General features: G+C 58.3%; 25 protein-coding genes. 17 read left to right on the forward strand and 8 right to left on the reverse strand.

Features of this window, described 5'->3' with window-relative positions; all coding sequences use genetic code 11:
* Window positions 1-6 precede the first annotated feature (6 nt).
* On the forward strand, window positions 7-1,737 hold the full coding sequence (locus FCN80_RS09790) for an ABC transporter ATP-binding protein (protein WP_136989974.1): 1,731 nt from the start codon (window positions 7-9) through the stop codon (window positions 1,735-1,737).
* Window positions 1,738-1,761: 24 nt separating this feature from the next.
* On the opposite strand, the gene FCN80_RS09795 is transcribed toward FCN80_RS09790, so the two are convergent.
* Complete coding sequence (locus FCN80_RS09795) at window positions 1,762-3,186, reverse strand: heavy metal sensor histidine kinase (protein WP_136989975.1); 1,425 nt, start codon at window positions 3,184-3,186, stop codon at window positions 1,762-1,764.
* Window positions 3,183-3,854, reverse strand: coding sequence for a heavy metal response regulator transcription factor (locus tag FCN80_RS09800; RefSeq protein ID WP_136989976.1), 672 nt, complete (start codon window positions 3,852-3,854; stop codon window positions 3,183-3,185). Before FCN80_RS09800 ends, FCN80_RS09795 begins: the two co-directional genes overlap by 4 nt.
* 229 nt (window positions 3,855-4,083) lie before the next feature.
* Between FCN80_RS09800 and FCN80_RS09805 the strand changes: the two genes are divergently transcribed.
* The 3 genes from FCN80_RS09805 to FCN80_RS09815 all read left to right on the forward strand — a co-directional run bounded on the left by FCN80_RS09805 (window position 4,084) and on the right by FCN80_RS09815 (window position 6,182).
* A complete protein-coding gene (locus FCN80_RS09805; RefSeq protein WP_136989977.1) occupies window positions 4,084-4,710 on the forward strand; it encodes a hypothetical protein in 627 nt (208 codons plus the stop codon).
* Window positions 4,711-4,783: 73 nt separating this feature from the next.
* Window positions 4,784-5,428 (forward strand): cytochrome b/b6 domain-containing protein, encoded by a 645-nt coding sequence (locus FCN80_RS09810; protein WP_136989978.1) that lies wholly within the window; start codon window positions 4,784-4,786, stop codon window positions 5,426-5,428.
* The gene (locus FCN80_RS09815; protein ID WP_136989979.1) at window positions 5,421-6,182 is read left to right on the forward strand and encodes a molybdopterin-dependent oxidoreductase; all 762 of its coding nucleotides are present in this window, start codon (window positions 5,421-5,423) and stop codon (window positions 6,180-6,182) included. Before FCN80_RS09810 ends, FCN80_RS09815 begins: the two co-directional genes overlap by 8 nt.
* 12 nt (window positions 6,183-6,194) lie before the next feature.
* Here FCN80_RS09815 and FCN80_RS09820 read toward each other — a convergent pair whose 3' ends face one another.
* The 3 genes from FCN80_RS09820 to FCN80_RS09830 form a co-directional block, all read right to left on the reverse strand.
* Window positions 6,195-7,763: a sensor domain-containing diguanylate cyclase gene (locus FCN80_RS09820; protein WP_170975361.1), complete on the reverse strand. Its 1,569-nt coding sequence runs from the start codon at window positions 7,761-7,763 to the stop codon at window positions 6,195-6,197.
* A 164-nt stretch (window positions 7,764-7,927) separates the two neighbouring features.
* Entirely contained in the window at window positions 7,928-8,395 is a 468-nt protein-coding gene (locus tag FCN80_RS09825) for a FidL-like protein (RefSeq protein ID WP_136989981.1), read from the reverse strand.
* Window positions 8,396-8,397: 2 nt separating this feature from the next.
* Window positions 8,398-9,273 carry a winged helix-turn-helix domain-containing protein gene (locus tag FCN80_RS09830; RefSeq protein ID WP_136989982.1) on the reverse strand — a complete coding sequence of 292 codons (876 nt, stop codon included), beginning with the start codon at window positions 9,271-9,273 and terminating at the stop codon, window positions 8,398-8,400.
* A gap of 386 nt (window positions 9,274-9,659) precedes the next feature.
* Between FCN80_RS09830 and FCN80_RS09835 the strand changes: the two genes are divergently transcribed.
* The 3 genes from FCN80_RS09835 to maeB all read left to right on the forward strand — a co-directional run bounded on the left by FCN80_RS09835 (window position 9,660) and on the right by maeB (window position 14,169).
* Entirely contained in the window at window positions 9,660-10,172 is a 513-nt protein-coding gene (locus tag FCN80_RS09835) for a winged helix-turn-helix transcriptional regulator (RefSeq protein ID WP_136989983.1), read from the forward strand.
* Entirely contained in the window at window positions 10,169-11,443 is a 1,275-nt protein-coding gene (gene fabF, locus FCN80_RS09840; RefSeq protein WP_136989984.1) for a beta-ketoacyl-ACP synthase II, read from the forward strand. The genes FCN80_RS09835 and fabF overlap by 4 nt, the downstream gene beginning before the upstream one ends.
* Before the next feature lie 446 nt (window positions 11,444-11,889).
* Complete coding sequence (maeB, locus tag FCN80_RS09845; protein ID WP_136989985.1) at window positions 11,890-14,169, forward strand: NADP-dependent oxaloacetate-decarboxylating malate dehydrogenase; 2,280 nt, start codon at window positions 11,890-11,892, stop codon at window positions 14,167-14,169.
* 64 nt (window positions 14,170-14,233) lie between these two features.
* Here the strand turns inward: maeB and FCN80_RS09850 are convergent, their stop codons facing one another.
* Genes FCN80_RS09850 through FCN80_RS26760 form a run of 3 tightly spaced genes read right to left on the reverse strand, consistent with a single transcriptional unit; the run spans window position 14,234 to window position 16,562 of the window.
* Window positions 14,234-14,929, reverse strand: coding sequence for a response regulator (locus FCN80_RS09850; protein ID WP_136989986.1), 696 nt, complete (start codon window positions 14,927-14,929; stop codon window positions 14,234-14,236).
* Window positions 14,919-15,503 (reverse strand): sensor histidine kinase, encoded by a 585-nt coding sequence (locus FCN80_RS26755; protein WP_230492590.1) that lies wholly within the window; start codon window positions 15,501-15,503, stop codon window positions 14,919-14,921. Before FCN80_RS26755 ends, FCN80_RS09850 begins: the two co-directional genes overlap by 11 nt.
* Window positions 15,504-15,530: 27 nt before the next feature.
* The gene (locus FCN80_RS26760) at window positions 15,531-16,562 is read right to left on the reverse strand and encodes a sensor histidine kinase (protein ID WP_230492591.1); all 1,032 of its coding nucleotides are present in this window, start codon (window positions 16,560-16,562) and stop codon (window positions 15,531-15,533) included.
* 407 nt (window positions 16,563-16,969) lie between these two features.
* Between FCN80_RS26760 and FCN80_RS09860 the strand changes: the two genes are divergently transcribed.
* From FCN80_RS09860 to FCN80_RS09900, 10 genes are all read left to right on the forward strand, one after another.
* Window positions 16,970-18,340 (forward strand): 2-hydroxycarboxylate transporter family protein, encoded by a 1,371-nt coding sequence (locus FCN80_RS09860; RefSeq protein ID WP_136989987.1) that lies wholly within the window; start codon window positions 16,970-16,972, stop codon window positions 18,338-18,340.
* Window positions 18,341-18,427: 87 nt separating this feature from the next.
* The gene (locus FCN80_RS09865; RefSeq protein WP_136989988.1) at window positions 18,428-19,309 is read left to right on the forward strand and encodes a fumarylacetoacetate hydrolase family protein; all 882 of its coding nucleotides are present in this window, start codon (window positions 18,428-18,430) and stop codon (window positions 19,307-19,309) included.
* 16 nt (window positions 19,310-19,325) lie between these two features.
* Complete coding sequence (gene citC, locus FCN80_RS09870) at window positions 19,326-20,414, forward strand: [citrate (pro-3S)-lyase] ligase (RefSeq protein WP_230492592.1); 1,089 nt, start codon at window positions 19,326-19,328, stop codon at window positions 20,412-20,414.
* 29 nt (window positions 20,415-20,443) lie between these two features.
* Window positions 20,444-20,737: a citrate lyase acyl carrier protein gene (citD, locus tag FCN80_RS09875; RefSeq protein ID WP_136989989.1), complete on the forward strand. Its 294-nt coding sequence runs from the start codon at window positions 20,444-20,446 to the stop codon at window positions 20,735-20,737.
* Entirely contained in the window at window positions 20,734-21,609 is an 876-nt protein-coding gene (gene citE / locus FCN80_RS09880; protein ID WP_136989990.1) for a citrate (pro-3S)-lyase subunit beta, read from the forward strand. The genes citD and citE overlap by 4 nt, the downstream gene beginning before the upstream one ends.
* Before the next feature lie 26 nt (window positions 21,610-21,635).
* Complete coding sequence (citF, locus tag FCN80_RS09885; protein ID WP_306767863.1) at window positions 21,636-22,931, forward strand: citrate lyase subunit alpha; 1,296 nt, start codon at window positions 21,636-21,638, stop codon at window positions 22,929-22,931.
* On the forward strand, window positions 22,822-23,163 hold the full coding sequence (locus tag FCN80_RS27225; protein WP_306767864.1) for a citrate lyase subunit alpha: 342 nt from the start codon (window positions 22,822-22,824) through the stop codon (window positions 23,161-23,163). Before citF ends, FCN80_RS27225 begins: the two co-directional genes overlap by 110 nt.
* Window positions 23,164-23,709 (forward strand): citrate lyase holo-[acyl-carrier protein] synthase, encoded by a 546-nt coding sequence (gene citX, locus FCN80_RS09890; RefSeq protein ID WP_136989991.1) that lies wholly within the window; start codon window positions 23,164-23,166, stop codon window positions 23,707-23,709. It begins immediately after the preceding gene.
* Window positions 23,699-24,661, forward strand: a complete 963-nt coding sequence (citG, locus tag FCN80_RS09895) for a triphosphoribosyl-dephospho-CoA synthase CitG (protein ID WP_136989992.1) — start codon at window positions 23,699-23,701, stop codon at window positions 24,659-24,661. The genes citX and citG overlap by 11 nt, the downstream gene beginning before the upstream one ends.
* Window positions 24,658-25,275 (forward strand): RBBP9/YdeN family alpha/beta hydrolase, encoded by a 618-nt coding sequence (locus FCN80_RS09900; protein WP_136989993.1) that lies wholly within the window; start codon window positions 24,658-24,660, stop codon window positions 25,273-25,275. The genes citG and FCN80_RS09900 overlap by 4 nt, the downstream gene beginning before the upstream one ends.
* Window positions 25,276-25,366: the final 91 nt, after the last annotated feature.

Consider the following 25,366-nt stretch of genomic DNA (forward strand, 5'->3'; position numbering starts at 1 on the left):
AGGACGATGCAAACAGCCAGTGAATCGCCGGTGCTCTCCGTTGAACGGTTAACTATCGCATTCGGCGCGCGCCGGGTGGTGGACGATGTCAGTTTCGCGTTGCTGCCCGGACAAACCCTGTGTATCGCTGGCGAATCGGGCAGCGGCAAGTCAATGACGTCGCTCGCCATCATGGGGTTGCTGCCCGATGGCGCGGTGGTGCCTGGCGGCGCCATTGTGTTCGACAACCGGGATCTGCTGGAGCTGGGCGAAGGCGACATGCGGCAATTGCGCGGCAAACGGATGGGGATGATCTTCCAAGAGCCGATGACATCGCTGAATCCACTGATGACCGTGGAGCAGCAATTGGCCGAAACCTTGCGCCGCCATGAACGTTTGACGAGGACCGAGATTCGGCGTCGTATCCTGTCCATGCTGGACGCGGTCAAGCTGCCCCAGGTGGAAAAACGCCTGGCGCAATATCCCCATGAGTTGTCGGGCGGGATGCGCCAGCGGATCATGATTGCCATGGCGATGCTCTGCCAGCCGGAAATCCTGATAGCCGACGAGCCGACCACCGCGCTGGATGTGACGATTCAGGCGCAGATCTTGCAACTCATGCGCGAACTGCAACGGGATTTCGCCACCAGTTTGCTGCTGATCACCCATGACATGGGGGTGGTGGCCGAAATGGCGGATGAAGTGGTGGTGATGCGGCAAGGGCGGGTGGAAGAACAACTGCCCGCCCCGCAACTGTTTAGCGCGCCGCGGGCGGATTATACCCGACGGTTGCTGGCGGCGGTGCCGGTGTTGGGCGCCGCGCCGCCACTGGCGCCGGTTACGGCGGATAAACCCTTGTTGTCGGTTCGGGAATTGACGGTCCGTTTTCCGGTGCGCGGCCCGGCGTTCCGGCCAAAACGGCAAGTGCACGCGGTGGAGAACGTCAGCTTCGATCTGTTCCCTGGCGAAACCCTCGGTTTGGTGGGCGAAAGCGGCTGCGGTAAATCCACCACCGGCAAGGCCTTGTTGAATATGATCCCTTTCAACGGCAGCGCCCGGCTGGATGGACGGGAATTGAACGGGCTGCGCGGCGCCGGTCTACGCGAGGTGCGCCGCGATATCCAGATGGTGTTCCAAGATCCTTATGCGGCGCTCAACAGCCGTAAGACCCTTTTCGAGTTGGTGGGCGAGCCGTTGCTATTATATGAGCGGCTGGGCGAGACGGCCCGCCGGGAACGGACGGCGGAACTGTTGGCGCAGGTGGGGCTGACCGCCGACGCGCTAACGCGCTATCCCCATCAGTTTTCCGGCGGCCAGCGGCAACGCATCTGTATCGCCCGAGCCCTGGCTCTGAACCCCAAGGTCATTATCGCCGACGAATCGGTATCGGCGCTGGACGTTTCGGTACAGGCGCAAGTGCTGGAACTGCTGGAAGGGTTGCGTGAACGCTATGGCCTGAGCTATCTGTTTATTTCCCATGATATGGCGGTGGTGGAGCGGATCTGTCATCGCGTGGCGGTCATGTTCTGTGGCCAAATCGTTGAAATCGGGCCGCGGGATCAGGTATTGCATTATCCCCGTCATCCCTACACCCGGCGGCTGCTCAGCGCGGTGCCGTCCCTGGATGTGAGCCGTAAACGGGATTTTCGCCCGCTTCTGGCGGATATGGAGCGGCCCGACCCCATAAAGCCCGCCGGTTACCGCAGCCCGCCGCAGCGATTTCATGATTATGGCGGCGGCCATCTGGCGGCTTGCTAGCGGCGGCGAGGGTGACAAAGCGGCTCAGGCGGCCCGGTCCGTGGGCGTCTCGTCGGGAAAAAACAGGCTAAAGCGGATTTCCCCCTCAGGGCTGCAAACGACGGCGGCGCTGCCCCGGTGCAGTTGCATAATGGCCCGCACGATAGACAAACCCAGGCCGCTGGCGTTGCCGCTGCTGGTACGGGCAGCGTCGACGCGGTAAAAACGATCGAACAGTTTGTCGAGATGTCGGGCCGGGATCGGCGGACCGCGGTTGATCACTTCGATGAGCAACCCGTTATTCCGGCGCCGCCCTTCCAGCACAATGGCGCTATCGGCGTCGGCATACCGGACGGCATTATCCACCAAATTGCTCAGCGCTCTGCGCAGCAGCATGGCGTCGGCCCGAACCGTCCCCTCGCCCCGGCAGGTCAGGGTCAGCCCCCGTTCCTCGGCCAATCCCTCGAAATAATCAGCGACCCGCTGCAACTCCGCCATCAGCGGCAGCGGTGTCGGCGCGATAGCGGATTGCGCCTCGCCGGCCCGCGCCAAAAACAGGATATTCTCCACCATGCGGGAAATCCGCTCCAGTTCTTCACTGATTCGCACCAGCACGCTTTCATATTCCTGGGCGGGGCGGCGTTGATACAGCGCCACCTGGCAATGTCCCATCAGGGCGTTAACCGGGGTGCGGATATCATGTGCCAAATCGGCGGAGAACCGGCTAAGCCGCTGATATCCGTCCGCCAGCCGATCCAGCATGGCGTTAAATGACCGGATCACCTGGTGCAGCTCAGGGGGGGCGCCTTGCTCGGTCAGCCGGGTATTCAACGTGGCGGGATGGATGCCTTCCGCCTGCGCCGCCATGCGCCGTAGCGGCCGGAGCCCGCGGCGCAACACGCCATACCCCATTAAGGCTATCAGGCAAAACGCGCCGATCACGGTTTCGATAATCCTGTTGCGGTATTGGGCCAACATCCGGGTTTCGTTGACCATCACGTGGCCGGCGGTAATTCGAATCGGCAGCTGACCATCAATATCGGCCCAGGCCGTCACGAAACGGATGGGCACGCCCTCGGGCGTACGGGCGGCGTGTACGGCGTCAAGGGTCAGCGGCATGCCGTTACGCACCGCCGTTACCGGCGGCAATACGTACCGGCCGGGATTGACGTTAATGAGCGGCGCCTGGCCGGGGCGTTGAAAAATCAGGATATCCCGCTCGTTGCCCAGCATATTTTCAAACAGGTGCGGATTGTCGCTGAGCAAGGCAATGGGAAACTGATTGCCCAGCAGGCCGCGAAAATACGCCACCCGCCCAGAGGTCTGGATCGCCGCCTGATGACGCAGGGAGCGGGCCATATCGCCGTAAAGATAAAATCCGACAGCGCTTATCACCAGGGCGGCCAGGATGGCGAACAACAGCGTCAGACGCGCGGTCAGGGAGAGGGAAGACAATGACGGGTTTTTCATGTTCGCACTTCGCAGACATAGCCGATACCGCGCACGGTATGAATCAGTTTCACCGTAAACGGACGATCCATTTTGGCCCGCAGACGCTTGACCGCCACATCCACCACATTGGTATCGCTGTCAAAGTTCATATCCCAGACCTGCGAAGCGATAAGCGTCCGGGACAGCACCTCTCCCTGGCGGCGAACGAACAGCGACAGCAGGGCGAACTCCTTGTTGGTCAGGATAATCGCCATGTCCTGCCGGGTCACCTTGCGCCGCAGCATGTCGATATGCAAATCGGCCAGATGGAAATCGTTTTCCTCTCGGATCACCCCGCGCCGCAGCAGGGTACGGATGCGCAGCAGCAGTTCCGTAAAAGAAAAGGGCTTAATCAGATAATCGTCCGCGCCCAGCTCCAGGCCATGGATCCGATCCTGAACCTGATCGCGGGCGGTAAGAAACAGCACCGGCACGTCGCTTTTCTTGCGAATGATTTCCATCACCTGCCAGCCGTCCAGCCCCGGCAGCATGACATCAAGCACAATGGCGTCATATTCCTGTTCCAGGGCCAGAAACAGGCCTTCCGTGCCCGTACGGGCCAAATCCACCCGATAACCGGCTTCGCCCAGGCCTTTGCGCAGGTATTCGCCCGTGCTGTCATCATCTTCTACTATCAATATACGCATCCCGATATGCCCTCCGGCCGATGATCGCCACACAGCGAATGTTGCGGGACATGAGTCAGTGTATCAGTTTGTCCGGCGCGCTTTGATGACATTATTGTCATGGAACGGTCATGCGCCGGACCGGGTTGGTTTGCCAAGCTGAGGGGGAGAAAACGGCCGGATCAGGTATTACCGATGCGGAAAGAGCCGGCGCGACAGGCCGGATTGATAAAACTCACAGGAGAATTTCATGGCGAAGCATCTCTTTTTGACGGGAATTCTGGCGGGCGCCTTGACATTGAGCGCTCTCGCGGCGCGCGCGGCGGATGAACCGGCGCGGCCCCCGATGCCGATGCGCGGCACCATTACGCAGGTCAGCGGCGATCAATTGCAGTTCACCGATCGGCAGGGGCAGACGGTCACCGCCACCCTGACCGACAAGACCGGCATCGCGGCGGTGGCGAAGGGCAATATCAGCGATATCAAGCCCGATAGTTTTATCGGCACCGCCGCCGCGCCGCAACCGGACGGTACCCTGAAAGCGCTGGAAGTGCACGTGTTCGATCCCTCCATGCGTGGTACCGGCGAAGGCTTTCGGCCTTGGCAAGGCGCCGATGGCCGTAAGGGCACCATGACCAACGGCACCGTCGGCACGCTGGTTCACGCCAATGGCCGAACCATGACGGTTAAGTACCAGAACGGTGAAAAGACAGTGGTGGTGCCGGATGACGTGCCAATTGTGACGTTGTCACCTGGTAGCCGCGCGTTGTTGGCGCCGGGAGCGCATATCATCCTCTTCCCGGCGCCGGGCAACGCCAAGCCCATGGTCGCCGCCCGGATCGTGGCCGGTATCAACGGCACCGTGCCGCCCATGTAACGGATAACAATACCGTGTCCGGCCCCTTCCCCGGCCGGGCCTTTTCCCGCTCAAGGTCATAAAGCGAGGCGCCATGTCGATAAGCGAAAACGCCAACACGCCGACCATCCGGTTGCACAGGGCGCCGGTACGGTTAACCCATTGGCTGAATGTGATTATCATGTGCGGCATGTTCATGAGCGGTTGGGGCATCTACAACGCCTCCCCGCTGTTTCCCTTCAACTTTCCCCAGTGGCTGACCCTGGGGGGATGGCTTGGGGGATCCATTGCCTGGCACTTGGCGGTGATGTGGGCTTTGGCCCTCAATGGGCTGATCTACCTGCTGTGGGGCCTGGCCAGCGGTCATTTCCGCCGGGATTTTCTACCGGTTACGCCCCGCACGGTTATCGCGGATTTGACGGCGGCCTTGCGTTTTCGGCTCGTTCACTCCCCCGGAAAATATAATGCCGTGCAAAAAGCCCTTTATTGGCTGGTGTTGCTGTGCGGTATCGTATTGGTGCTGTCCGGTCTTTCCATCTGGAAACCGGTTCAACTGAGCGGGCTGGCGGCGCTGTTCGGCGGATTCGACCGGGCGCGCTACGTCCATTTTTTCGCCATGAGCGGTATTGGTGTTTTTGTTGTCATCCACCTGCTCATGGTGTTGGTTGTCCCGTCCACCTTGCCGCCGATGATCACCGGCCGCCTGCGCCGCAAACCGGAGGACATGGCCGATGACTAAACCGGCAAAACCCGGACCCAACCTGGAGCCGGATCAGCGTAGGGCGCTATACCGCTTGCAGCGGCGCTTGCTGCTGCGCTCGGGGTTGACGCTGGGCGGCTTGTCTTTGCTCAGCGGCTGTAATATGCAGGACGGCGACGATGTGGATAAAGTGCTGTGGGCCATGTCGCGCTGGAATGATCGGGTCCAGGCCTGGCTGTTCAGCGGTCGGCGCTTGGCGCAAACCTATCGTCCCGACCAGATTACCCGGCCCTTTCCATTCAATGCCTACTATCCCGAATATAATGTGCCGGAGGTGGATGTGGCCGATTGGCGGTTGAACGTCTCCGGCCGGGTGGCCGACAAAACCCCCTGGACCCTGGATCGGTTAAAGGCCCTGCCGCAACAGGGTCAGATTACCCGCCTTATCTGTATTGAGGGGTGGAGCGCCATCGGGCAGTGGAGCGGGGTGCCGCTGAGGCTGTTTTTGCAGCATATCGGCGCGGATCTGCGCGCCGGCTACGTGGGGTTCCGTTGCGCGGACCGGTATTATTCCAGTATCGACATGGCGACGGCGCTTCATCCGCAAACCACGCTGGCGCTGGATTTCGCCGGTCGCGCGTTACCGGCCGACTATGGATTTCCCCTGCGGCTACGGGTGCCCACCAAGTTGGGATTCAAAAATGCCAAGCATATCGTGGCCATTTCCGTGAGCGACACCAATCCCGGCGGTTACTGGGAAGATCAGGGCTATAACTGGTTTAGCGGGATCTGACGCCGGCCGCCATCAGGCTTCGCAGATACGGTTGCGGCCCTGGCGTTTGGCCTGGTACAAGGCGCCATCGGCATAAACCACCGCTTTGGAGGGGGTGTCCCCTTCGTCCGGCAGACCGACATAAACCCCGATACTTGGCGTGATCCGTCCCTCGCTACTGCCGGCGTGCGGGATATTCAGCCGAATGATGGCGTCATAGATCCGATGGGCCACGGTCATCGCGCCCGGCCGATCGGTTTCCGGCAACAGCACAATAAATTCCTCTCCGCCATAACGCGCCACCAGATCACGGTAACGCAGCGGTAATTCCCGCAGGGCCTCGCCGATGCGTTTTAAACAATCGTCGCCGGCAACATGGCCGTAAATATCGTTATATTGCTTGAAAAAATCGATATCCAGCAGAATCAGGCCGAGCGGGCGGCGGTTTTCGACGGCCCGACGATGTTCATTTTTCAGCGCCAGATCGAAATGTCGCCGGTTATAAAGCCCCGTGAGCCCGTCATAACGCGCCAGTTTTTCCAATGAGGCATTCAGCTTGCGCAAAGTCTGCTGGGCGTGCACCAGTTCAAGCTCAATCCGCATGCGCGCCCGAACCTGGCGCATTAACAATGAATAAATCAATAGAATGATGACGATAAAAATGAACGTCATGAACGCGTGGCTCACGGCGTCGCTCCGCCAGTCGGATAGGGCCTGGTCCAGGGAAATGCCGCTGGTGATGATAATGGGAAATTGCTTGAGATGCGCATAACTGTAAAGCATGGGCGGCGCATCGTGGCCAAGGGTACTGTTGACCGTGCCGGACTGGTTCTGCCGGATATTATCGCGAAACAGCGGGGAACCGGCGATGTTGGTGCCAATGGCTTTTTCGCTATAGGGATGGCGGTATAGCACCGTACCGTTGTTCAACAGCATCAGCAGCGTGGAATCGTCGTTGATGGTAAAACGGGTGTAGAAATTGCGAAAACGGCTAATCATTACGCTTTCCAGCAGCACGCCGGCAAAACTGCCGTCGATGTGGTTAAGCCGTCGGGTAAGAGGCAGTATCAGCTCGCCGGTCAGCCGGCTGCGAATCACTTTGCCGATATGAATGCGCCGATCGGAGTGGGTGCGATGATAGATAAAATAGTCCCGATCGGAAAAATCATTGACGTCCGGCAGATGATCCTGGAGTGTGGCGATCATGCGGCCGGCGGCGTCGAACAGGGAAATCCCGTCTATCTGCCGGATGCCCTGGGCGGTTTGCTTGAAAAGCTGATGAAACGCGCTGCCTTGCGCGGGGTTAATGCCGCGCCGTTCAATGACTGAAGATAACTCGTCCAGGGTCGCTTCCGCCTGAACGAAGGTATCGTTGGCATGCTGGGTCAACGCCTGGGTCAAAATGGCGGTGGTCGCCTGGGAGCGGGCCAGCGCCAAGTGATGGGTATGCCACAAATACCAGACATTGAGCCCAATCAGGACGATAATAAGCGCGACCGCGGAGGCGCCAAGCTGGAAAAGCAACGAAAAGCGTTGCCGGCCGTAAACCGCTTCTTCCCGGCTTCGTTGCCGGGAGTAACCGAAGTTTTTCATGTTTGGCATAAATATAACCGACGGCATCCCAAGCCAGGCAGACGCGCTGCCGTTTATGACTCGACCCTACCCTGTATCGCTGCGTGGCGTCATCCATCGGGTAGTCTCGTACATTAACAGTATTTATGCATTCCTACGCTTCGTCAAAGTTTCCGGCAAAACGGGCCGCGCCGTTATTCTTCGGCGCAGATAAAAAAAGGCGAGGAGATCATGCTGACCAGGATGGCATGCTTATCAATGCGCCGAAACCGCGGCAACACGGATCCGCCCACCGGCATCAATATCGGATCGGCAACGGAACGGGGTGTGTTATCCAGATTTGCGATGATTTCACGTGTGATGACGATCTCGTAGACGTCTTGCCGGCCTTTCTTCCGGTAGGTAAAAAACTGGGTTCTGTGCAGGTTGAATGTCTGCCCGTCATGGGTGAATGTGCCGTTTAAGGCATAAAAGCCATCGTGGGCGCCAATAAAAAACATGTTGGCCTCGGCGGTATAGCTGAAGCGCCCCTGCGTGGTTTTGGCGTGAAAAATCATCATGCCCTTACAATGAAAATCCCGGAACGGCTGACGATAAACATACCTGGCGAACAGTACGGCGAATAATGAAAAAACCAAAAAAACAATAAGTGTTTTTTTCATTTTTAATCCCAATTATAAAAATAAAAGTTCAAGCAGCCTGATATATTGCCACGGGCGTCTTTATCGCACTTGGCCAGAAAAACCTGTTGGTTCGCATTATTACGTACTGAGACATTGTTGATAATGTTGTATGAAAAGAGCAGCAGTTGGTGTTTATTGCATCTTTCTATGCGCCCTTGCAGTGTTTTCTCCATTTGTTCATTCATCGCCGGTTTTTCATGATCATTAACCGGCCTGAATGTATAAACATTGCAAGAATGAATTTTTTCAAAAAAGAATAAGGGCAGTTTATCTTTTTTGAACCAATAAATATCCAACGGCAACAAGGCGGCCAGAGCGACAGCCAGGGTGGCGGCGGTAAGAATTTTCAGACCAAGCGGTTTACCGGATGGCGCGGGGGAAATTTGGGCAGCGGCGTCGGCCGCCGTTGGCGATGCCTGCCCATCCGGGTCGGCGGTCGGCGGCGGCGCGTCCGGGTCCGCGGCGTGCGGTGATATCGCTCCCCCCGACGGCGCCGGGGGGGATGATGGCAGCGGACCCACCGGCGCGACCAGCAAATGATCGTTGAGTTTAAGACCGCGTTTGGGCAGGGTGACGATAGCATTCGGCTCAAGCCCAAGCGTGGCGAACGCTTTTCTGATCAGGCTGATTTGCTGGTTCAGATTGCCATTGGAGGGTTGCAGTCCCTGTTTTATCCAAACCTGCTCAAATAACTGTTCACGACTGACCGCAACGCCGGTCCCGCGCGATAAAATCAATTCCTGCAGAACCCGTCCCGCGGTATTGGATAATCGGATGGCGGATCGCCCATCCTTCAATAAATATAATTGGTATTCCGTAGTATCAAATAAAACTGAATGATTAAAGAGATATTTCATACGCCACTCCGCGCATTAACCGAGATCGTCTCGCCCTGCTTCACGTCGCTTATTTATTAGCGGTGTCCATCCACACGCTGTCACGGTACAATTTAATAATGTAGAGCATATGCGACATCTTTCCTATTTCATATTTCAAGGGCAAGTAAATGAATCCCCGGCACTAGGGCTAACGCCGTGACTGACGGGAAAGAGCATGGCCGACACACTGATCGGACTTGTTCAGCTTACACATGTAAGCTAAATTAGTCACCCAAGTCAGTACTATCATTGTAGTGACTTGAAAAAACGATAGGGCAGCCGGCGACGGGGGGGAATACAACATCCCTTGCCCCCTCGCGAGGGGCCGTCGCCCCGGCCGGTATTCCAATGACAACGTTGGCGATATGCAGAGAACCCATTTTGACCAAATGCGATGTCCCATCGCCCAATCCCTGGAACGGATAGGCGAATGGTGGAGCATATTGATCGTCCGGGACGCGTTTCGCGGCCTGACGAAATTCGATGAATTCCGGCAAAGTCTGGGGGTTTCGCCCACCATGCTGGCCCGCCGGCTTGACACGCTGGTGAGCAACGGCATCCTGTGCAAGCAACCCTACCAAACCCGCCCGGTGCGTCATGAATATCTCCTGACTGCGCGGGGGGAGGAACTGTTCCCGGTTTTGCTCTCCCTGCTCAGTTGGGGCAACGCGTTTCTGGACGGCGATCCCACCGTGGTGCCGGTTCACCGTCGGACGGGACGGCCCGTGGCGCCGCAACTGATTGATAAACATACCGGCAGGCCCCTTAATTTTCACAATGTCCGCGTGACGGGCGGCGCTGGGACGGCGCCCGGCGAAAAACCGGCATCCGGACCCGTCTCCCCTTATACCGATGTGTCGAAACAGGAAAAAAAATGAACAAGTGTCGAATCGTTATTACCGGCATGGGCGCCGTATCGCCCCTGGGCTGCGGCGTGGAAGTCAACTGGAGTCGTTTGTTGGCGGGCCGGTCGGGGATTGTGGCGTTACCGGATGATATCGTGGAAGGGTTGCCCGTGAAGATAGGCGGCCGGGTGCCCGATTGGCGGGACGATGCCGAGGCCGGCTTTAATCCTGAACGGTATGTGGCGGCAAAAGATCTCAAAAAAATGGATCGTTTCATTCAGTTCGCCATGGCGGCGGCGGATGAGGCCCTGCGGCAGTCGGGCTGGACCGCCGATACCCTCCATCGCCAGACGCGCACCGCCACGGTTATCGCCACCGGCATCGGCGGATTTCCCGCCATCGCCCAGGCGGTGCGCACTGCCGAGACCCGGGGACCAGGCCGGCTGTCGCCCTTTACCATTCCGTCGTTCCTGGCGAATCTGGCCGCCGGCCAGGTATCCATTAAATACCGGTTTCGCGGACCGATTGGCGCGCCGGTAACCGCCTGCGCGGCCGGCGTGCAGGCCATCGGCGATGCGGCGCGGCTGATCCTCAACGATGAGGCCGACATTGCCTTGTGCGGCGGCGCCGAAGCGGCCATCGATCAGGTCAGTTTGGGCGGTTTTGCGGCGGCCAGGGCGGTGGCCGTGCATTATAACGATCGGCCGACGCAGGCATCCCGGCCTTTTGACCGGGATCGGGAGGGATTTGTGATGGGCGAGGGGGCGGGACTGGTGGTGATAGAACGGTTGGATCACGCGCTGGCGCGGGGCGCGGCGCCGCTGGCGGAGATTGTCGGTTACGGCACCAGCGCGGATGCCTATCATATGACCTCGGGGGCGGAGGACGGCGAGGGCGCCGGCCGGGCCATGCAAATCGCTTTACGTCGGGCGGGGGTCGAACCCCGCCAGATCCGCCACCTGAATGCCCATGCCACATCGACGCCGGTGGGCGACCTGGGTGAAATCAACGCCATTCGCCATCTCTTCGGCGCCGACGGGGAACTGGCCATCACCGCCAGCAAGTCGGCCACGGGGCACTTGCTTGGCGCCGCCGGCGGGCTGGAGACGATTTTTACCGCGCTGGCGTTGCGCGACCAGACGGTGCCGCCCACCTTGAATCTGGCGAACCCGGATCCCGCCGCCGAAGGCCTGCGTCTGGTAGGCGGCAAACCGTTGCCCTACGCCATGGAATACGCTTTATCGAACGGTTTCGGTTTTGGCGGCGTTAATGCCAGTATTTTACTTAAACGCTGGACCGAGTAACACGCGACGCGCCCCGCGAAACAGTGTCCGGCCGCGCGAACGCCGTCTTTGCGGCCAGGATGGATAAAGCCATTGCGCGCCTTGCCTTGGCGATGGGATGGGCTATGGCGGTGTTGAAGATTTCCGCCATACAGACAATTTCTTACCGAGTTTATGCCGCGCTTCATAGTTTGGCCCACCCGGGAGATGATAGTGTAGAGGCAATAAAAATCAGGCCCTCGAACAAAACCCGCGCCGTTGCCCGTTACGCTCTACAGATGAAAAGTTAAACTATTCCTGTAAGGATATCGTGGTTGCACAATGCATTTTTCTTTTATGCGGACATGTTCTTGCGCAGACTATGTCTTACTTCATAGTTTGAAGTTGCGCACAGTTTATACTGTAAGGGCATAACATCGTTACATACCTGTACCGGTTTTAAAAAAAACGCCACAAGGATTCCGACAATGGATGAACAACTCAAACAGAGCGCTTTAGATTTTCATCAATTCCCCCAGCCGGGTAAAATCCGCATTACGCCCACCAAGCCCCTGGCGACCCAGCGCGATTTGGCGCTGGCCTATTCGCCGGGCGTGGCCGCCCCTTGTCTGGAAATCGCCGACGATCCGCTGGCCTCCTATAAATATACCGCGCGCGGCAATCTGGTGGCGGTCATATCCAACGGCAGCGCGGTACTTGGCCTGGGCAACATCGGTGCGCTGGCCGGCAAGCCGGTCATGGAAGGCAAAGGCGTGCTGTTTAAAAAATTCTCCGGTATCGATGTATTCGACATTGAAATCGACGAGCACGACCCTGATAAACTTATCGATATTATCGCCGCGTTGGAACCGACGTTCGGCGGCGTCAATCTGGAAGATATCAAGGCGCCCGAATGCTTCTATATTGAGAAGAAATTGCGCGAGCGCATGAAAATACCAGTATTTCACGACGATCAGCACGGAACGGCGATCATTTGCACCGCCGCGGTTATCAATGGACTGCGGGTCGTGGAAAAAGACATCACCGATGTGCGTCTGGTGGTCTCCGGCGCCGGCGCCGCGTCCATCGCCTGCCTCAACCTGCTGGTGGCCCTGGGACTTAAGCACCACAATATCGTGGTTTGCGACTCCCGCGGCGTCATCTATCGCGGCCGCGAGGAGAATATGGCGGAAACCAAGGCCGCCTATGCCATTGAGGATAATGGCATGCGCGCCCTGGCGGACGCCATTCAGGGGGCGGATATTTTCCTCGGCTGTTCGGGACCGGGGGTGTTGACTCAGGATATGGTCAAGACCATGGGCAGCAAACCCCTTATCCTGGCGCTGGCCAATCCGGAGCCGGAAATTCTGCCGCCGCTGGCCAAGGAAGTCCGCCCTGATGCCATTATTTGCACCGGTCGTTCCGACTACCCCAATCAGGTCAATAATGTGCTGTGTTTCCCGTTTATCTTCCGCGGCGCATTGGACGTGGGCGCCACGGCCATTAACGAGGAAATGAAACTGGCGGCGGTGCGCGCCATCGCCGACTTGGCCCTGGCCGAACAAAGTGAAGTCGTGGCGTCGGCTTATGCGGACCAGGAACTGTCCTTCGGACCGGAATACCTGATCCCCACGCCTTTCGATCCCCGGCTTATCGTTAAAATCGCCCCGGCGGTAGCCAAGGCGGCGATGGATTCCGGCGTGGCGACGCGGCCTATCGCGGATTTCGATGCCTATGTCGAAAAACTCACTGAATTCGTCTATAAAACCAACCTGTTTATGCGGCCGATTTTCTCCCAGGCGCGCAAACAGCCGAAGCGGGTGGTACTGGCGGAAGGGGAGGATCCGCGGGTGCTGCACGCCACCCAGGAACTGGTGACGCTGGGTCTGGCAAAACCGATTCTCATCGGCCGGCCAAGCGTTATCGATATGCGCCTGAAAAAACTGGGCCTGCATATCGTCGCCGGGCAGGATTTCACCGTAGTCAACAATGAATCGGATCCCCGCTTCAAGGAATACTGGAACGAGTACTTCCAGATCATGAAACGGCGCGGCGTTACCCAGGAGCAGGCGCAGCGCGCGGTAATCAACAACACCACGCTTATCGCCGCCCTCATGGTGCGCCGGGGCGAGGCGGACGCCATGATCTGCGGCGCCGTCGGCGGCTACCACGAACACTTCTCGGTGGTGGAATCGGTATTCGGCTACCGCGAGGGCGTGCATGTGGCCGGGGCCATGAACGCGTTATTGCTGCCTAGCGGCAATACCTTCCTGGCCGACACCTATGTCAATGACGATCCGACCCCGGAACAGTTGGCGGAAATCACCTTGATGGCATCTCGCATGGTGCGCCGGTTCGGCATTGAGCCCAAAGTGGCGCTGCTGTCCCATTCCAGTTTCGGCAGCTCCGATTGCCCCGCCTCCCGCAAAATGCGAAAAGCGCTTGAGCTGGTACAGCACGCCGCGCCGGAATTGGAAATCGACGGCGAAATGCATGGCGATGCGGCGCTGGTGGAAAGCATCCGTCAGGATCTCATGCCCGACAGCCCGCTGAAAGGGTCCGCCAATATCCTGATCATGCCGAACATGGAAGCCGCCCGTATCAGCTATAACCTGTTGCGGGTTTCCTCCTCGGAAGGGGTAACGGTGGGGCCGGTCCTGATGGGAATAGCCAAACCGGCGCATATTCTCACGCCTATCGCGTCGGTGCGGCGCATCGTGAACATGGTGGCGCTGGCGGTGGTCGAGGCTCAGACCGAGCTGCTGTAAGGCATCGCCCCGGCGTCGCGGCCGCCCTGTCGCGACGCCGGGTTTTTCTCCGTCCTTGGCGCGGTTACGCCTGCTTGTTGCGGCGATATAACCGCCGTGGGTGGCCGATTTTGCCGTAACGCATTTCCACCAGCAGGAATTCCGTTTCTACGCAGTATTCCAGATAACGACGGGTGGTGGTCTTGCTGAGCCCGGCTTGATTGACGATATCGTCGACGGAAAACAGGCGGTCGTCATCGGTAATAAAAATCTGCCGGATCAAATTGAGCGTATTATTTTCGATGCCTTTACTGCCCGATTCTTGAGCGAAATTTTTGGATTGCAGTTGATAAAGAATATCGACATTTTGTTGATCAACCACCTTAAAGGCGCGTTGGGTCCGGGCAAACTGGATAAACTTTTCCAGCGAATAGCGCAGTCGACGCCAGGAAATCGGTTTGAGAATATAGTCGAACGCCCCGCAGCGGATAGCCTGGCTGCAGGTATTCATATCGCTGGCGGCGGTGATGAAAATCACCGAACACTCAAGACCCTTTAGCAGCTCGCCCTCCACCAGCGTTATCCCTTCGCCATCCGGCAGGTAGTTATCCAGTAAAATCAGCCGGGGGCGCTTAAGCCGTACTTGCTCGCGGGCGTCCTTGAGGGAGTGGGCGATGCCCACCAGCCGCAGTTGCGGGTGGCCGTCGAGAAAATCAGCATGCATCCGGGCCAGTTGGCCTTCATCTTCCACCACCAGCACATCGAAACGTTCAGGTTGCATATTCGGGTTCATCCGGGTTGATAGGTTCGGGTAAGCGGCTCCCCGGCAGGGGAATAAACACGGAAAAGACGGTGCCGTATGGCGCATTGGCGGCGACTTCGATACTGCCGCCGGCGTGATCCACATAGCTGGAGACCAAGTGCAGGCCAAGCCCGTGATCGCCGTTGTCCTTGGATGTCGCGCCCAATTCGAAAATCCGTTCGCGCAGGGCCGGATCGATGCCGCCGCCCTGATCAGCGATTTCGATCACCAGTTCCCTCGCGCCGCCGACGATGTAGACTTCGACGGGATAACGGTCGCCTTCGCGCGCCAGCGTGGCCTCAATGGCGTTATCCAGCAGGTTGCCGATGATGGACATCAACTCGGTTTCGCGCAGCGAAGAAGGCCGGCAGGTCAGGGTACAGGCCGGGTCAAACAGCAGTTCCACGCCTTTTTCCCGGGCGCTGGCGTATTTGCCCAGCAGCAGACCGCACAATGTGGGCGAATGAAAACGCGACGACACGAAATCGAGGATTTCCTGGGCATTTTCCGACTGGGCCTCAATGTAGCGTATCGCTTCGTCGTAGCGTTTCATATGCAGCAATCCGGCCAGGGCGGCGGTCTAGTTCAATTGTTCGTGCCGTAAAATGCGCAAATTGTCGGCATAGCGTTTTACCTGGCTCAACTGGACGCTCAGACTGTTTATTTCCCGTTGATCGCGAAAGGTGATGACCCAGCCCTGTAGGGTATCTTCCAGCATAATTCTGACCCGGCTGGCAATGACCGTCACCTGGTTAAACAGGCAGATTTCGTCATGGGTATCGCCCGCCAGCATGGTATCGGCCTGAAAAAAAGCGATGGGTTTAATCACTGCGGCAAGCGGCTTACCGCGCAGCTGTCGGGAGGATTCGCTCATCGACAGCAAAGTTTTCGCCGCCTGGTTTATTTCAGCGATACGGTATGCTTTGTCAATGGCGATGACGCCTTCGAATATGGACTCCAGCAGGGCTTTTTGCTGGCGTACCATAAGCCCTATTTCACGCGGTTCCAAAAAGAACATTTGCCTCTTCATGGTATTGGCGAACCACCAGGAAAAAACAAACAATGTCAGTAATAATATCATCGCCATGAAAGAGATTTTAATAAATTGCCGGGCGCTCAGCCTATCAATATGCGTTATTAAATAGCCAATGGACACGATGCCGATGATATGATGATGTTCGTCGAATATAGGCGCTTTACTGCGCAATGACATTCCCAACCCGCCCCGGCGCACGGTGATGCTGGTTTTACCTTGCAATACGTCGGTATTATCGCCGCCGATCATCGGCTTCCCAACCATGCCCGGATCGCCGGAATGATATAAATGGATTGCCTGCCGATCGCCGATGACGATGTAGCTGGCGTCGCTGCTGGCCACCAATCGGTTCATGAGTTTTGCGATAGCGCGGGTATCGCGGATTTTCACCGCGTCGGCCAATGTGGGCATCAATGAAATTTCCCTGGCCTGTACTCTTGCGTGCGCACCCAGTTCCGCATAGAGTTGCCGGTCAAGGTCATAGTAATAATATATGCCTATCAGCGTGAGCAATAACGAGAAAAACACGATAAGGCAGATAAACAATTTAATATGAAATGAAATTTTTAGATGCATAATGGAAAATACCCCTGAAGGGCAAAATACTGCGCTATTTCAAGTTTATCATGGATATAATCCCCTGTAAGAGAGCTTGGCGTAAACTGTGATCTTAGACACAGCCGGATGGAGTCGATGACGCCATCAACGATAAGATGCGGGGAAATACTCTACAATATGACTACCTAACCTTAACAAGGCTCGACGCCTCTGAATAAAAACCATAAAAACCATAAGCGCCATTAAAACCTTAGATGCCATTAAATTTCTATTCTGGCAAATTGAAGATGGCATAAACGCATGGGATAATAAACGTCATTAAAATCTTTAAGTCCATTAAAACAGCGATATTAATTTGAAGGTAATCACATAACCCCGTGTTTGCTCTAATTATGATGGCCGAACAATTATTCGAGGGGCTGATTATGAGCACGACAGAAGACAGTTATATCGCTGCCGATCAAACGGCTACGATTGAAAAAACGACATTGAAAGAAAAATGGTGGCATATTCTCGATAGCTGGAAAGTCGGCGTTATCCCACTGCCTTTATTTCTGCTGGCCGGCATATTGATCGGTATCGATTGCCTGGGCGGAAAGCTCCCCAGCGATATCGTCGTCATGGTCGCCACCCTGGCGTTTTTCGGTTTCGCATGCGGTGAAATAGGGAAACGTTTGCCGGTGGTGGGTAAAATGGGCGCGGCGGCCATCTGCGCCACATTTATCCCCTCGGCAATGGTGCATTATGGGTTATTGCCCCATGCAGTGGTGGCGTCCACCACCAGTTTTTACAAATCCACCAACATTCTGTATCTCTATATTTGCTGCATCATCGTCGGCAGCATCATGAGCATGGATCGGCGCACGCTGATCCAGGGTTTCCTGCGGATATTTTTCCCGATGTTTTGCGGGGAAGTGGTCGGCATGCTGGTGGGCATGGCGGTAGGGCTATCGCTCGGCCTGCCGCCCTTCCAGATATTTTTCTTTCTGATCCTGCCCATTATGGCCGGCGGGGTGGGCGAGGGGGCCATTCCCTTGTCCATCGGCTATGCCGCGTTGCTGCATATGCAGCAGGGCGTGGCATTAGGGCGGATCCTGCCTATCGTCATGCTGGGCGGATTGACCGCCATTATCCTGTCCGGCTGTCTGAACCGTTTGGGAAAACGGTATCCGCACCTCACCGGCGAAGGCCGCCTGATGGCGACGGGACGACCGGATCAGGGCATCACCGCCGCCAGCCTGCAAAGCGCTAACAACGGTAAGACTGATGTCACCGCCATCGCCGCCGGCGCGTTGCTGGCGATCCTGCTGTATATGCTGGGGATGCTGGTAAACCGGCTTATCGGCTTGCCCGCCCCGGTAGGCATGCTGTTTATCGCGGTGCTCATCAAACTGGCTCATGGCGTATCCCCGCGCATGCTGGCGGGTTCGCAAGTGGTGTACCGATTCTTCCAGACGTCGGTGACCTATCCGATTCTGTTCGCCGTCGGCGTCGCCATTACGCCGTGGCAAGAGCTGGTCAATGCCTTCACTCTCTCCAACCTGCTGGTGATTGTGAGTACCGTGGGTTCGCTGGTGGGTACCGGCTTCCTGGTGGGGAAAAAGATTGGCATGTACCCCATTGATGTCGCCATTGTTTCCTGCTGTCAGAGCGGTCAGGGCGGCACTGGCGATGTCGCCATTCTTACCGCCGGCAATCGTATGGAATTGATGCCTTTCGCTCAGATAGCCACTCGCATCGGCGGCGCGATCAATGTTTCGGTCGCCTTGCTGGTACTGGGTAATTTTTTGCTCTAAATACGCAGGCCTTTACCCGACGGCGGTCTCGGGTAAAGGCCGCATACCGGCCGGAACGGGCCGATAGAAAGTTTATCAGGAAGGGTTATGAAACTCGCAAGCTACATTTTTCAGGGCGTCAAAAGCTACGGCTTGGCGACGCAGGACGGCATGATCGACTTGGGCCGGCGTCTTGGACGGCGTTACCCGGATATCAAGGCGCTACTGGCCGGCGATGCGCTAGGCCTGGCCGAAGCGTATGGCGCCCAACCGGCGGATATGCCCATTGACGGGCTGTTTTTTTTGCCGGTGATTGAAAACCCGGAAAAAATTCTGTGCGTCGGCATGAATTATGCCGATAAACGCCGGGAATTCAATGAAACGGACCCGGCGCCGACCTTGTTCGTGCGCTTCGCCGACTCGCAGACCGGGCATGACGCGCCGATCATCAAACCCAGCCATTCCGTGGAATTCGACTACGAAGGCGAGCTGGCGGTGATTATCGGCGACGGTGGACAACACATCCCCGCCGGTCAGGCGTTGTCGCATGTGGCCGGTTATAGCTGCTATATGGACGGATCGGCTCGCGACTGGCAACACAGTTGGTTCACCGCCGGGAAAAACTGGAAACAAACCGGCGCCTTCGGCCCTTACCTCACCACCACCGATGAAATTCCCGACCCCAACGCCCTCAGCATCCGCACTTGGTTAAACGGACGGTTGGTACAGGATGACAGTACCGGCAGCATGATCCATCCGGTCGCCGAACTGATCGAATATATCAGTACTTTCACCTGCCTGCATGCCGGCGATGTCATTATTACCGGATCGCCGGGCGGTGTAGGGAAAAAACGGACCCCGCCGCTGTTTTTACAGGATGGCGACGCCATTGAGGTGGAAATCGAAAATATCGGCCATCTGCGCAATCGGGTGGTCGGTACCGATTGCCAATCCGGCGGCGGCCCGGCTTATGCCGTCGCATCTTACTGAACCGGCGCGACCGAAAATGGACACAGGTCCGGCGCGCAACAATAGCTATGGGGTAGGCGATATGGTTGACTTCGACTCGCTGGAGATAAATGTATTTTCGGCCGCCGAACCGTCTCGCGATCTGGATGAGGTCCGTGTTCTGCTGGCCGCCTGCGATCTGGACCTGGAGGGGGATATCCGCTGGTTCGCGGCGGCGCGCGGCGACCACGGTCTGGCCGGTTGCGCCGGGCTGGCGGGCAATACGATTAAATGCGTCGCGGTGGCGGCGCAGTACCGGGGCGGCAATCTGAGCGCCCGTTTGCTCGAAGAGGCGGAAAACCTGGCGTTGCGCCAGGGACACGCCCACCTGTTTCTTTATACCCGGCCGGTCAATATTCCCTTGTTCCGCAAGTGTGGATTTTATCCGCTGGCGCAATGGGACACGGTGGCGGCGCTGATGGAAAATACCCCGGTGGGTATCAGCCATTACTGTCAAAACCTGGCCCGGCATTACCGTCCGGGAGAGCGTATCGGCGCCGTGGTGATGAACGCCAATCCCTTCACGCTCGGCCATGCCTACCTGGCGGAGCGGGCGGCGGCGGCCAGCGACTGGCTGCACATTTTTGTGGTGCGCGAGGATGCGTCGCTGTTTCCCTATGCGGAGCGGCTGGAAATGGTACAGCGCGGCGTGGCCCATCTTGACAATGTCACGGTACACCCCGGGTCGGAATACCTCATTTCCCGTGCCACGTTTCCTCACTATTTTCTGCGGGATTCGCATCTGGTCGGCCAGACGCACAGCGCTATCGATCTGTTGATATTTCGCAACTATCTCGCGCCGGCGCTCGGTATTACCCAGCGGTTTGTCGGTACCGAGCCTTATTGCCCGGTGACCGGCCAGTATAACCGCGATATGCGCATATGGCTGGAACAGCCTTCCCGTTCTCCCAGCCCGCCGATCCGGGTTGTGGAAATCCCCCGTAAATGCCAGGCGTCCGGCTGGGCGATTTCCGCCTCGCGGGTAAGGGCATTGCTGAAAGAAGGCCGATTATCATCGGTCGGGGAAATCGTACCGCCAAGTACGCTTGAGTTTCTAACGGCATTCCAGCGCCCGGAATGCGCGTAACCGTTTTTATTTTAATCAGGACATTTTTTATGAAAATCGTGCGTGAGGCCTTGGCAGGCACCTTTGAATCCAGCGATTTGCTGGTGAAAATCGCGCCAGCCGACGGCGAGTTGAATATTGTCGTCAATAGCGAGGTCATGAAACAGTTCGGCGACCGGATACGGCAAGTTATCGACCAAACTCTGGCCGACATGGGCGTTTGCGAAGGATTGATTATCGTTGATGACAAAGGCGCGCTGGATTGCGTGATCCGCGCCCGGATACAGACCGCCGTGCTCAGGGGCGCCGAAGCGGAACACATCGTATGGGACAGCCTGTCATGAAAAAGCTTCGCCGCAGTATGTTGTTTATTCCCGGCGCCAACGCCGCCATGTTATCCACCGCCTTTATTTATCGGCCCGACTCCATCATGTTCGATTTGGAGGATGCCGTATCGCTGCGGGAAAAGGACAGCGCCCGGCTGCTGGTATTCCATGCCTTGCAGCACCCCATGTACCGTGACATCGAAACCGTGGTGCGCATCAATCCCCTCAACACCCCTTTCGGCCTGCAAGACCTGGAAGCGGTGGTACGCGCCGGCGCGGATGTGGTGCGTCTGCCGAAAACCGACAGTCCGGACGACATTCACCAGTTGGAGACGCAGATAGAACGCATTGAACGGGAATGCGGGCGGGAGGTCGGCTCCACCCGGACCATGGCCGCCATCGAATCGGCCGTCGGGGTCATCAATGCGGCGGCCATCGCCCGGTGTTCGCCCCGCCTGATGGGAATTGCGTTGGCGGCGTTCGATTATGTCATGGATATGCAAACCGAGCGGGGCGATGGCACTGAATTGTTTTTCGCCCGCTGCGCGGTATTGCATGCGGCCCGCGCCGCCGGTATCGACGCCTTCGACGTGGTGTACGCCGACATCAATGACGAGGACGGCTTTCTGCGGGAAGTGGAACTGATACGCAAAATGGGCTTTAACGGCAAATCCCTCATTAATCCTCGCCAGATAGAACTGTTGCACAACGCCTATGCGCCGACCCAGGAAGACGTGGATTACGCCGGACGGGTGGTGGCCGCCGCCGAGGAGGGCGAGCGCAAAGGGCTGGGTGTCATTTCCCTCAACGGCAAGATGATTGACGGACCGATTATCAATCATGCCAGGGTGGTGCTGGACCGTGCGCGGGCTTCCGGCATTCGCCGGTAACGGATTAATAGTAATAGGACTATGTCATGAGCGATCTTATTGAAAATCTACAGGCGCAATATCGTCATCTCGGGCGCCTGACACCCTTCAGCCATGCCAGCCGTACCACGCCCTGGCTGGAGGATGCGGATGCCAAGCGCCGGCGGAAACTTTGCGACAGCTTGGAGCAGGCCATTGAGCGCAGCGGATTGCGCGATGGGATGACCATCTCGTTTCACCATGCTTTCCGCGAGGGAGACAGGGTCATCAATCAGGTGGTGGATACCTTGTCCCGGATGGGCTTTAAAAATCTGACGCTGGCGTCCAGTTCGCTAATGTCCTGCAATGATGCGCTGATCGAACCCATTCGCGCCGGCGTCATTACCCGCATCTATACGTCCGGCATGCGCGGCAAGCTGGCGGATGCCATTTCCCATGGCCTGATGACCGAGCCGGTACAAATCCACTCCCACGGCGGACGGGTCAAACTGTTGCAGGATGGCGAGCTCAATATCGACGTGGCGTTTCTCGGCGTGCCCTGTAGCGATGAATTCGGCAATGCCAACGGCAGCCATGGCCAATCCCGTTGCGGATCGCTGGGCTATGCCATGGTGGACGCCCATTATGCCCGCAAAGTGGTGGTGCTGACCGAAACCCTGGCGCCTTTTCCCAATATTCCCGCCAGCCTGACCCAAGATCAGGTGGACTACATTGTGAAGGTGGATCAGGTGGGCGATCCGGCCAAAATCAGCGTGGGCGCGGCACGGGTCACCAGCAATCCCCGCGAACTGATGATAGCGCGCACCGCCGCCGAGGTGATTGCCCATTCCGGTTATTTCGTCGAGGGGTTTTCCCTGCAAACCGGCTCGGGGGCATCGTCCACCGCGTGTACCCGGTTTATGGCGACGATGATGACGGCGCGGGGTATCCACGCGAGCTTCGCGCTGGGGGGCATTACCGGCAGTATCGTCGATCTGCATGAAAAGGGACTTATAGATACGCTGCTGGATACCCAATCCTTCGACAGCCAGGCGGCCGACTCCCTGCAACGCAATCCGCGGCATCGGGAAATTTCCACTAATATGTACGCCAACCCGGCGGCCAAAGGCGCTTGTTGCGATCGACTGGATATTGTGATCTTGAGCGCGCTGGAAATCGACCTGGACTTTAACGTCAATGTGATCACCGGATCGGATGGCGTCATGCGCGGCGCGTCGGGGGGGGCATTGCGATGTGGCCGCCGCCGCCAATCTTACCATCGTTACCGCGCCGCTGACCCGCAGCCGGATCCCCACGGTGGTCCGTCGGGTGACGACGTTGGTCACACCTGGGGAAAGTATTGATGTGCTGGTCACCGATCAGGGTATCGCGGTGAATCCGGCTCGCCCGGAAATACGCCGACGCCTGGAAGAAGCGGGACTGGCGGTGGTCGATATCGAGCAGTTGTATCAGCGGGCGGTAACGCTGACCGGCGAACCCCGGCCCATCGAGTTCACTTCCCGGATTGTCGGCGTCGTGCGCTATCGCGACGGCAGCGTGATTGATGTCGTGCGCCAGGTCAAAGAGGACGCGTGAGTGGACCGCGACGCGTCCTTGGCCCATGGCGTTACCCTGGAGCAGCTGTTGGCGGCCAAAGAGTGCCGTTCGGCACGGCAACGGGAATGGATCCGCCAATTCGGTCATCCCTTACTGTCACTGACGCTGGTGACGCCAGGGCCGGTAAAAGACACGCCCGGCTACCGGCTTTTGATGAATCTGGCTGTGACCGCCGCCGACGGGATGTTGGCCGCCGGCGGCTGGCCGGTGGCGGCCCGGGAAATTTTCTGGCTGCCCACCGGCCCGGAAGCCTGTTGGTCGGTGAACGGTGGGGGCGTGTCGCTCAAGACCGCCGCGGTGAAGCTGGAACAGGCCCATCCTCTCGGCCGATTGTGGGATATGGACGTCATAGCGACCGATGCCCGACCCATCGGCCGGGCTTCCCTGGGGCGGGACGGGCGGCGATGTCTTTTATGCCGGCGGCCCGCGCACGCCTGCGCCCGATCCCGTCGGCATCCGTTGTCGCAATTATCGGCCAGAATCGAGAAAATGCTGGAGGAATACCTTGTCCGTCATGCCGTCTGAAAACCTGGCCGGCCAGGCCATCCGCGCCCTGCCTGCCGTTTGCGACGATAATATCCTGGTCGCCGAATGGACCGGGGAGGCCGTCGGCGGTCTCGACGTCGCCGGTATCGATAACGGGGATGACGGCAACGTCGATGTCTGGGTGGCGGAGCGGGCGGTGGACGCGTTGTATCGCGAAGTGCTGCTGACGCCGAAACCGGGATTGGTGGATAGCGAGAATAACGGCGCCCATCGGGATATGGATCTGGATGTGTTTATACACAGCATCACGGCCATCGCTCCCTGGTTTGCACGGTTCGCCCTCTATGGCAGACAGCATGCCCACCGCTCTGCGGCGGCGTTTCTGGCCGGCTTACGGCCGATGGGCATGGCCTGCGAACAGGGGATGTTTGCCGCCACCGAAGGCGTCAATACCCACAAGGGCGGTATATTTCCCCTGGGATTATTGTGCGCCGCCGCCGGCCGGTTGGTCGGGCGACGACGGCCGGTCGGTCGGCAAAATCTGTGCCTGGAGGTGGCGGCGATTTGCGCCGGGCTGGTCGGGACGGAACTCGTCGGCGGACGCCGGGGCGTCACCGCCGGCGAGCGGCTATTCTGTCGCTATGGGCTTACCGGCGCGCGCGGCGAGGCCGCCAGTGGTTTCGCCACGGTGCGTCGTTATGCGTTGCCCGCCTGGGATGGGTTGGCCGCCGCCGGGGCGGCCGAACAGCGCCGCCTGCTGCATTGCTTGCTGCTGCTTATGGCTCATAATCCCGACACCAATCTGGTCTCGCGCGGCGGTCTGGCCGGTCTGACCTTCGTACAGGACTACGCCCGCCGGTTGCTGGCGGACGGTTGGGATATTCCCCGGCTGCGGCGCATGGACCGGGCGTTGACCGCCCGCCGCCTAAGCCCCGGCGGCAGCGCGGACTTGTTGGCCGTAACGTATGTGTTGTCGGGGTTGCCGCGATGAACAATGGCTCTTTGGCGCGGGGCGCGCTGTGGGTCCCCGGCCGTTCGGCGCAAAAAAACTCCCCCGACCGGGCGCTGACCGCCGATAGCGGCGGCGAACGCGTGACGGTGCTGTTGGTGCCGGGAATTCAGGACAGCGGGCCGGAGCACTGGCAGAGTTATTGGCAGCGGCAACGTCCGTCTTGGCAAAGGATCGCCCAGCGAAACTGGTTGGAGCCGGATCTGGACGGCTGGCTGGCGGCCATCCGGCGCGCGTTGTCCGGCCAGGAACGCCGTGCGCTGCTTATCGGCCACAGTTTCGGCGCGCTCAGCGCCTGTTATTTCGCCCGCCAAAATCCCGGCATAACCGCCGGCGTGGTGCTGGTGGCCCCGGCCGAGCCGGCGCGCTTCGCCATTGAAGAGCGCATCGTCGCCGCGCCGTTGCCGGTACCGAGCCTGCTGGTGGCCAGCCATAACGATCCCTTGCTGACATTTGATCGGGCGCGCTATTGGGCCCAAGCCTGGGGGAGCGAACTGATGGATATCGGAGAGGCGGGCCATATCAATGCCCAAGCCGGCTTCGGCCCCTGGGCGCATGGTTTGAGCACCATTGAAAATTTTATTCGCACTTTTTAATGCCATGCTTCACTCAACCCATTCCTCCCGCTATGCCATACTGTTTATTTTCCCCGTTTGCCACCGGTCGTGCCGTCGGGTTGAGATAACA

Origin of the sequence: Martelella alba, assembly GCF_005217455.1 — a bacterium.
In the GTDB taxonomy this organism is placed as follows: Bacteria; Pseudomonadota; Gammaproteobacteria; order Enterobacterales; family Enterobacteriaceae; genus Acerihabitans.

Bases quoted from the DNA above. Each gene is read 5' to 3' on its own strand.
- FCN80_RS09790 (WP_136989974.1), top strand. From the start codon at position 7: ATGCAAACAGCCAGTGAATCGCCGGTGCTCTCCGTTGAACGGTTAACT.
- FCN80_RS09795 (WP_136989975.1), bottom strand. From the start codon at position 3,186: ATGAAAAACCCGTCATTGTCTTCCCTCTCCCTGACCGCGCGTCTGACG.
- FCN80_RS09800 (WP_136989976.1), bottom strand. From the start codon at position 3,854: ATGCGTATATTGATAGTAGAAGATGATGACAGCACGGGCGAATACCTG.
- FCN80_RS09805 (WP_136989977.1), top strand. From the start codon at position 4,084: ATGGCGAAGCATCTCTTTTTGACGGGAATTCTGGCGGGCGCCTTGACA.
- FCN80_RS09810 (WP_136989978.1), top strand. From the start codon at position 4,784: ATGTCGATAAGCGAAAACGCCAACACGCCGACCATCCGGTTGCACAGG.
- FCN80_RS09815 (WP_136989979.1), top strand. From the start codon at position 5,421: ATGACTAAACCGGCAAAACCCGGACCCAACCTGGAGCCGGATCAGCGT.
- FCN80_RS09820 (WP_170975361.1), bottom strand. From the start codon at position 7,763: ATGCCAAACATGAAAAACTTCGGTTACTCCCGGCAACGAAGCCGGGAA.
- FCN80_RS09825 (WP_136989981.1), bottom strand. From the start codon at position 8,395: ATGAAAAAAACACTTATTGTTTTTTTGGTTTTTTCATTATTCGCCGTA.
- FCN80_RS09830 (WP_136989982.1), bottom strand. From the start codon at position 9,273: ATGAAATATCTCTTTAATCATTCAGTTTTATTTGATACTACGGAATAC.
- FCN80_RS09835 (WP_136989983.1), top strand. From the start codon at position 9,660: ATGCAGAGAACCCATTTTGACCAAATGCGATGTCCCATCGCCCAATCC.
- fabF (WP_136989984.1), top strand. From the start codon at position 10,169: ATGAACAAGTGTCGAATCGTTATTACCGGCATGGGCGCCGTATCGCCC.
- maeB (WP_136989985.1), top strand. From the start codon at position 11,890: ATGGATGAACAACTCAAACAGAGCGCTTTAGATTTTCATCAATTCCCC.
- FCN80_RS09850 (WP_136989986.1), bottom strand. From the start codon at position 14,929: ATGCAACCTGAACGTTTCGATGTGCTGGTGGTGGAAGATGAAGGCCAA.
- FCN80_RS26755 (WP_230492590.1), bottom strand. From the start codon at position 15,503: ATGAAACGCTACGACGAAGCGATACGCTACATTGAGGCCCAGTCGGAA.
- FCN80_RS26760 (WP_230492591.1), bottom strand. From the start codon at position 16,562: ATGCATCTAAAAATTTCATTTCATATTAAATTGTTTATCTGCCTTATC.
- FCN80_RS09860 (WP_136989987.1), top strand. From the start codon at position 16,970: ATGAGCACGACAGAAGACAGTTATATCGCTGCCGATCAAACGGCTACG.
- FCN80_RS09865 (WP_136989988.1), top strand. From the start codon at position 18,428: ATGAAACTCGCAAGCTACATTTTTCAGGGCGTCAAAAGCTACGGCTTG.
- citC (WP_230492592.1), top strand. From the start codon at position 19,326: ATGGACACAGGTCCGGCGCGCAACAATAGCTATGGGGTAGGCGATATG.
- citD (WP_136989989.1), top strand. From the start codon at position 20,444: ATGAAAATCGTGCGTGAGGCCTTGGCAGGCACCTTTGAATCCAGCGAT.
- citE (WP_136989990.1), top strand. From the start codon at position 20,734: ATGAAAAAGCTTCGCCGCAGTATGTTGTTTATTCCCGGCGCCAACGCC.
- citF (WP_306767863.1), top strand. From the start codon at position 21,636: ATGAGCGATCTTATTGAAAATCTACAGGCGCAATATCGTCATCTCGGG.
- citG (WP_136989992.1), top strand. From the start codon at position 23,699: ATGCCGTCTGAAAACCTGGCCGGCCAGGCCATCCGCGCCCTGCCTGCC.
- FCN80_RS09900 (WP_136989993.1), top strand. From the start codon at position 24,658: ATGAACAATGGCTCTTTGGCGCGGGGCGCGCTGTGGGTCCCCGGCCGT.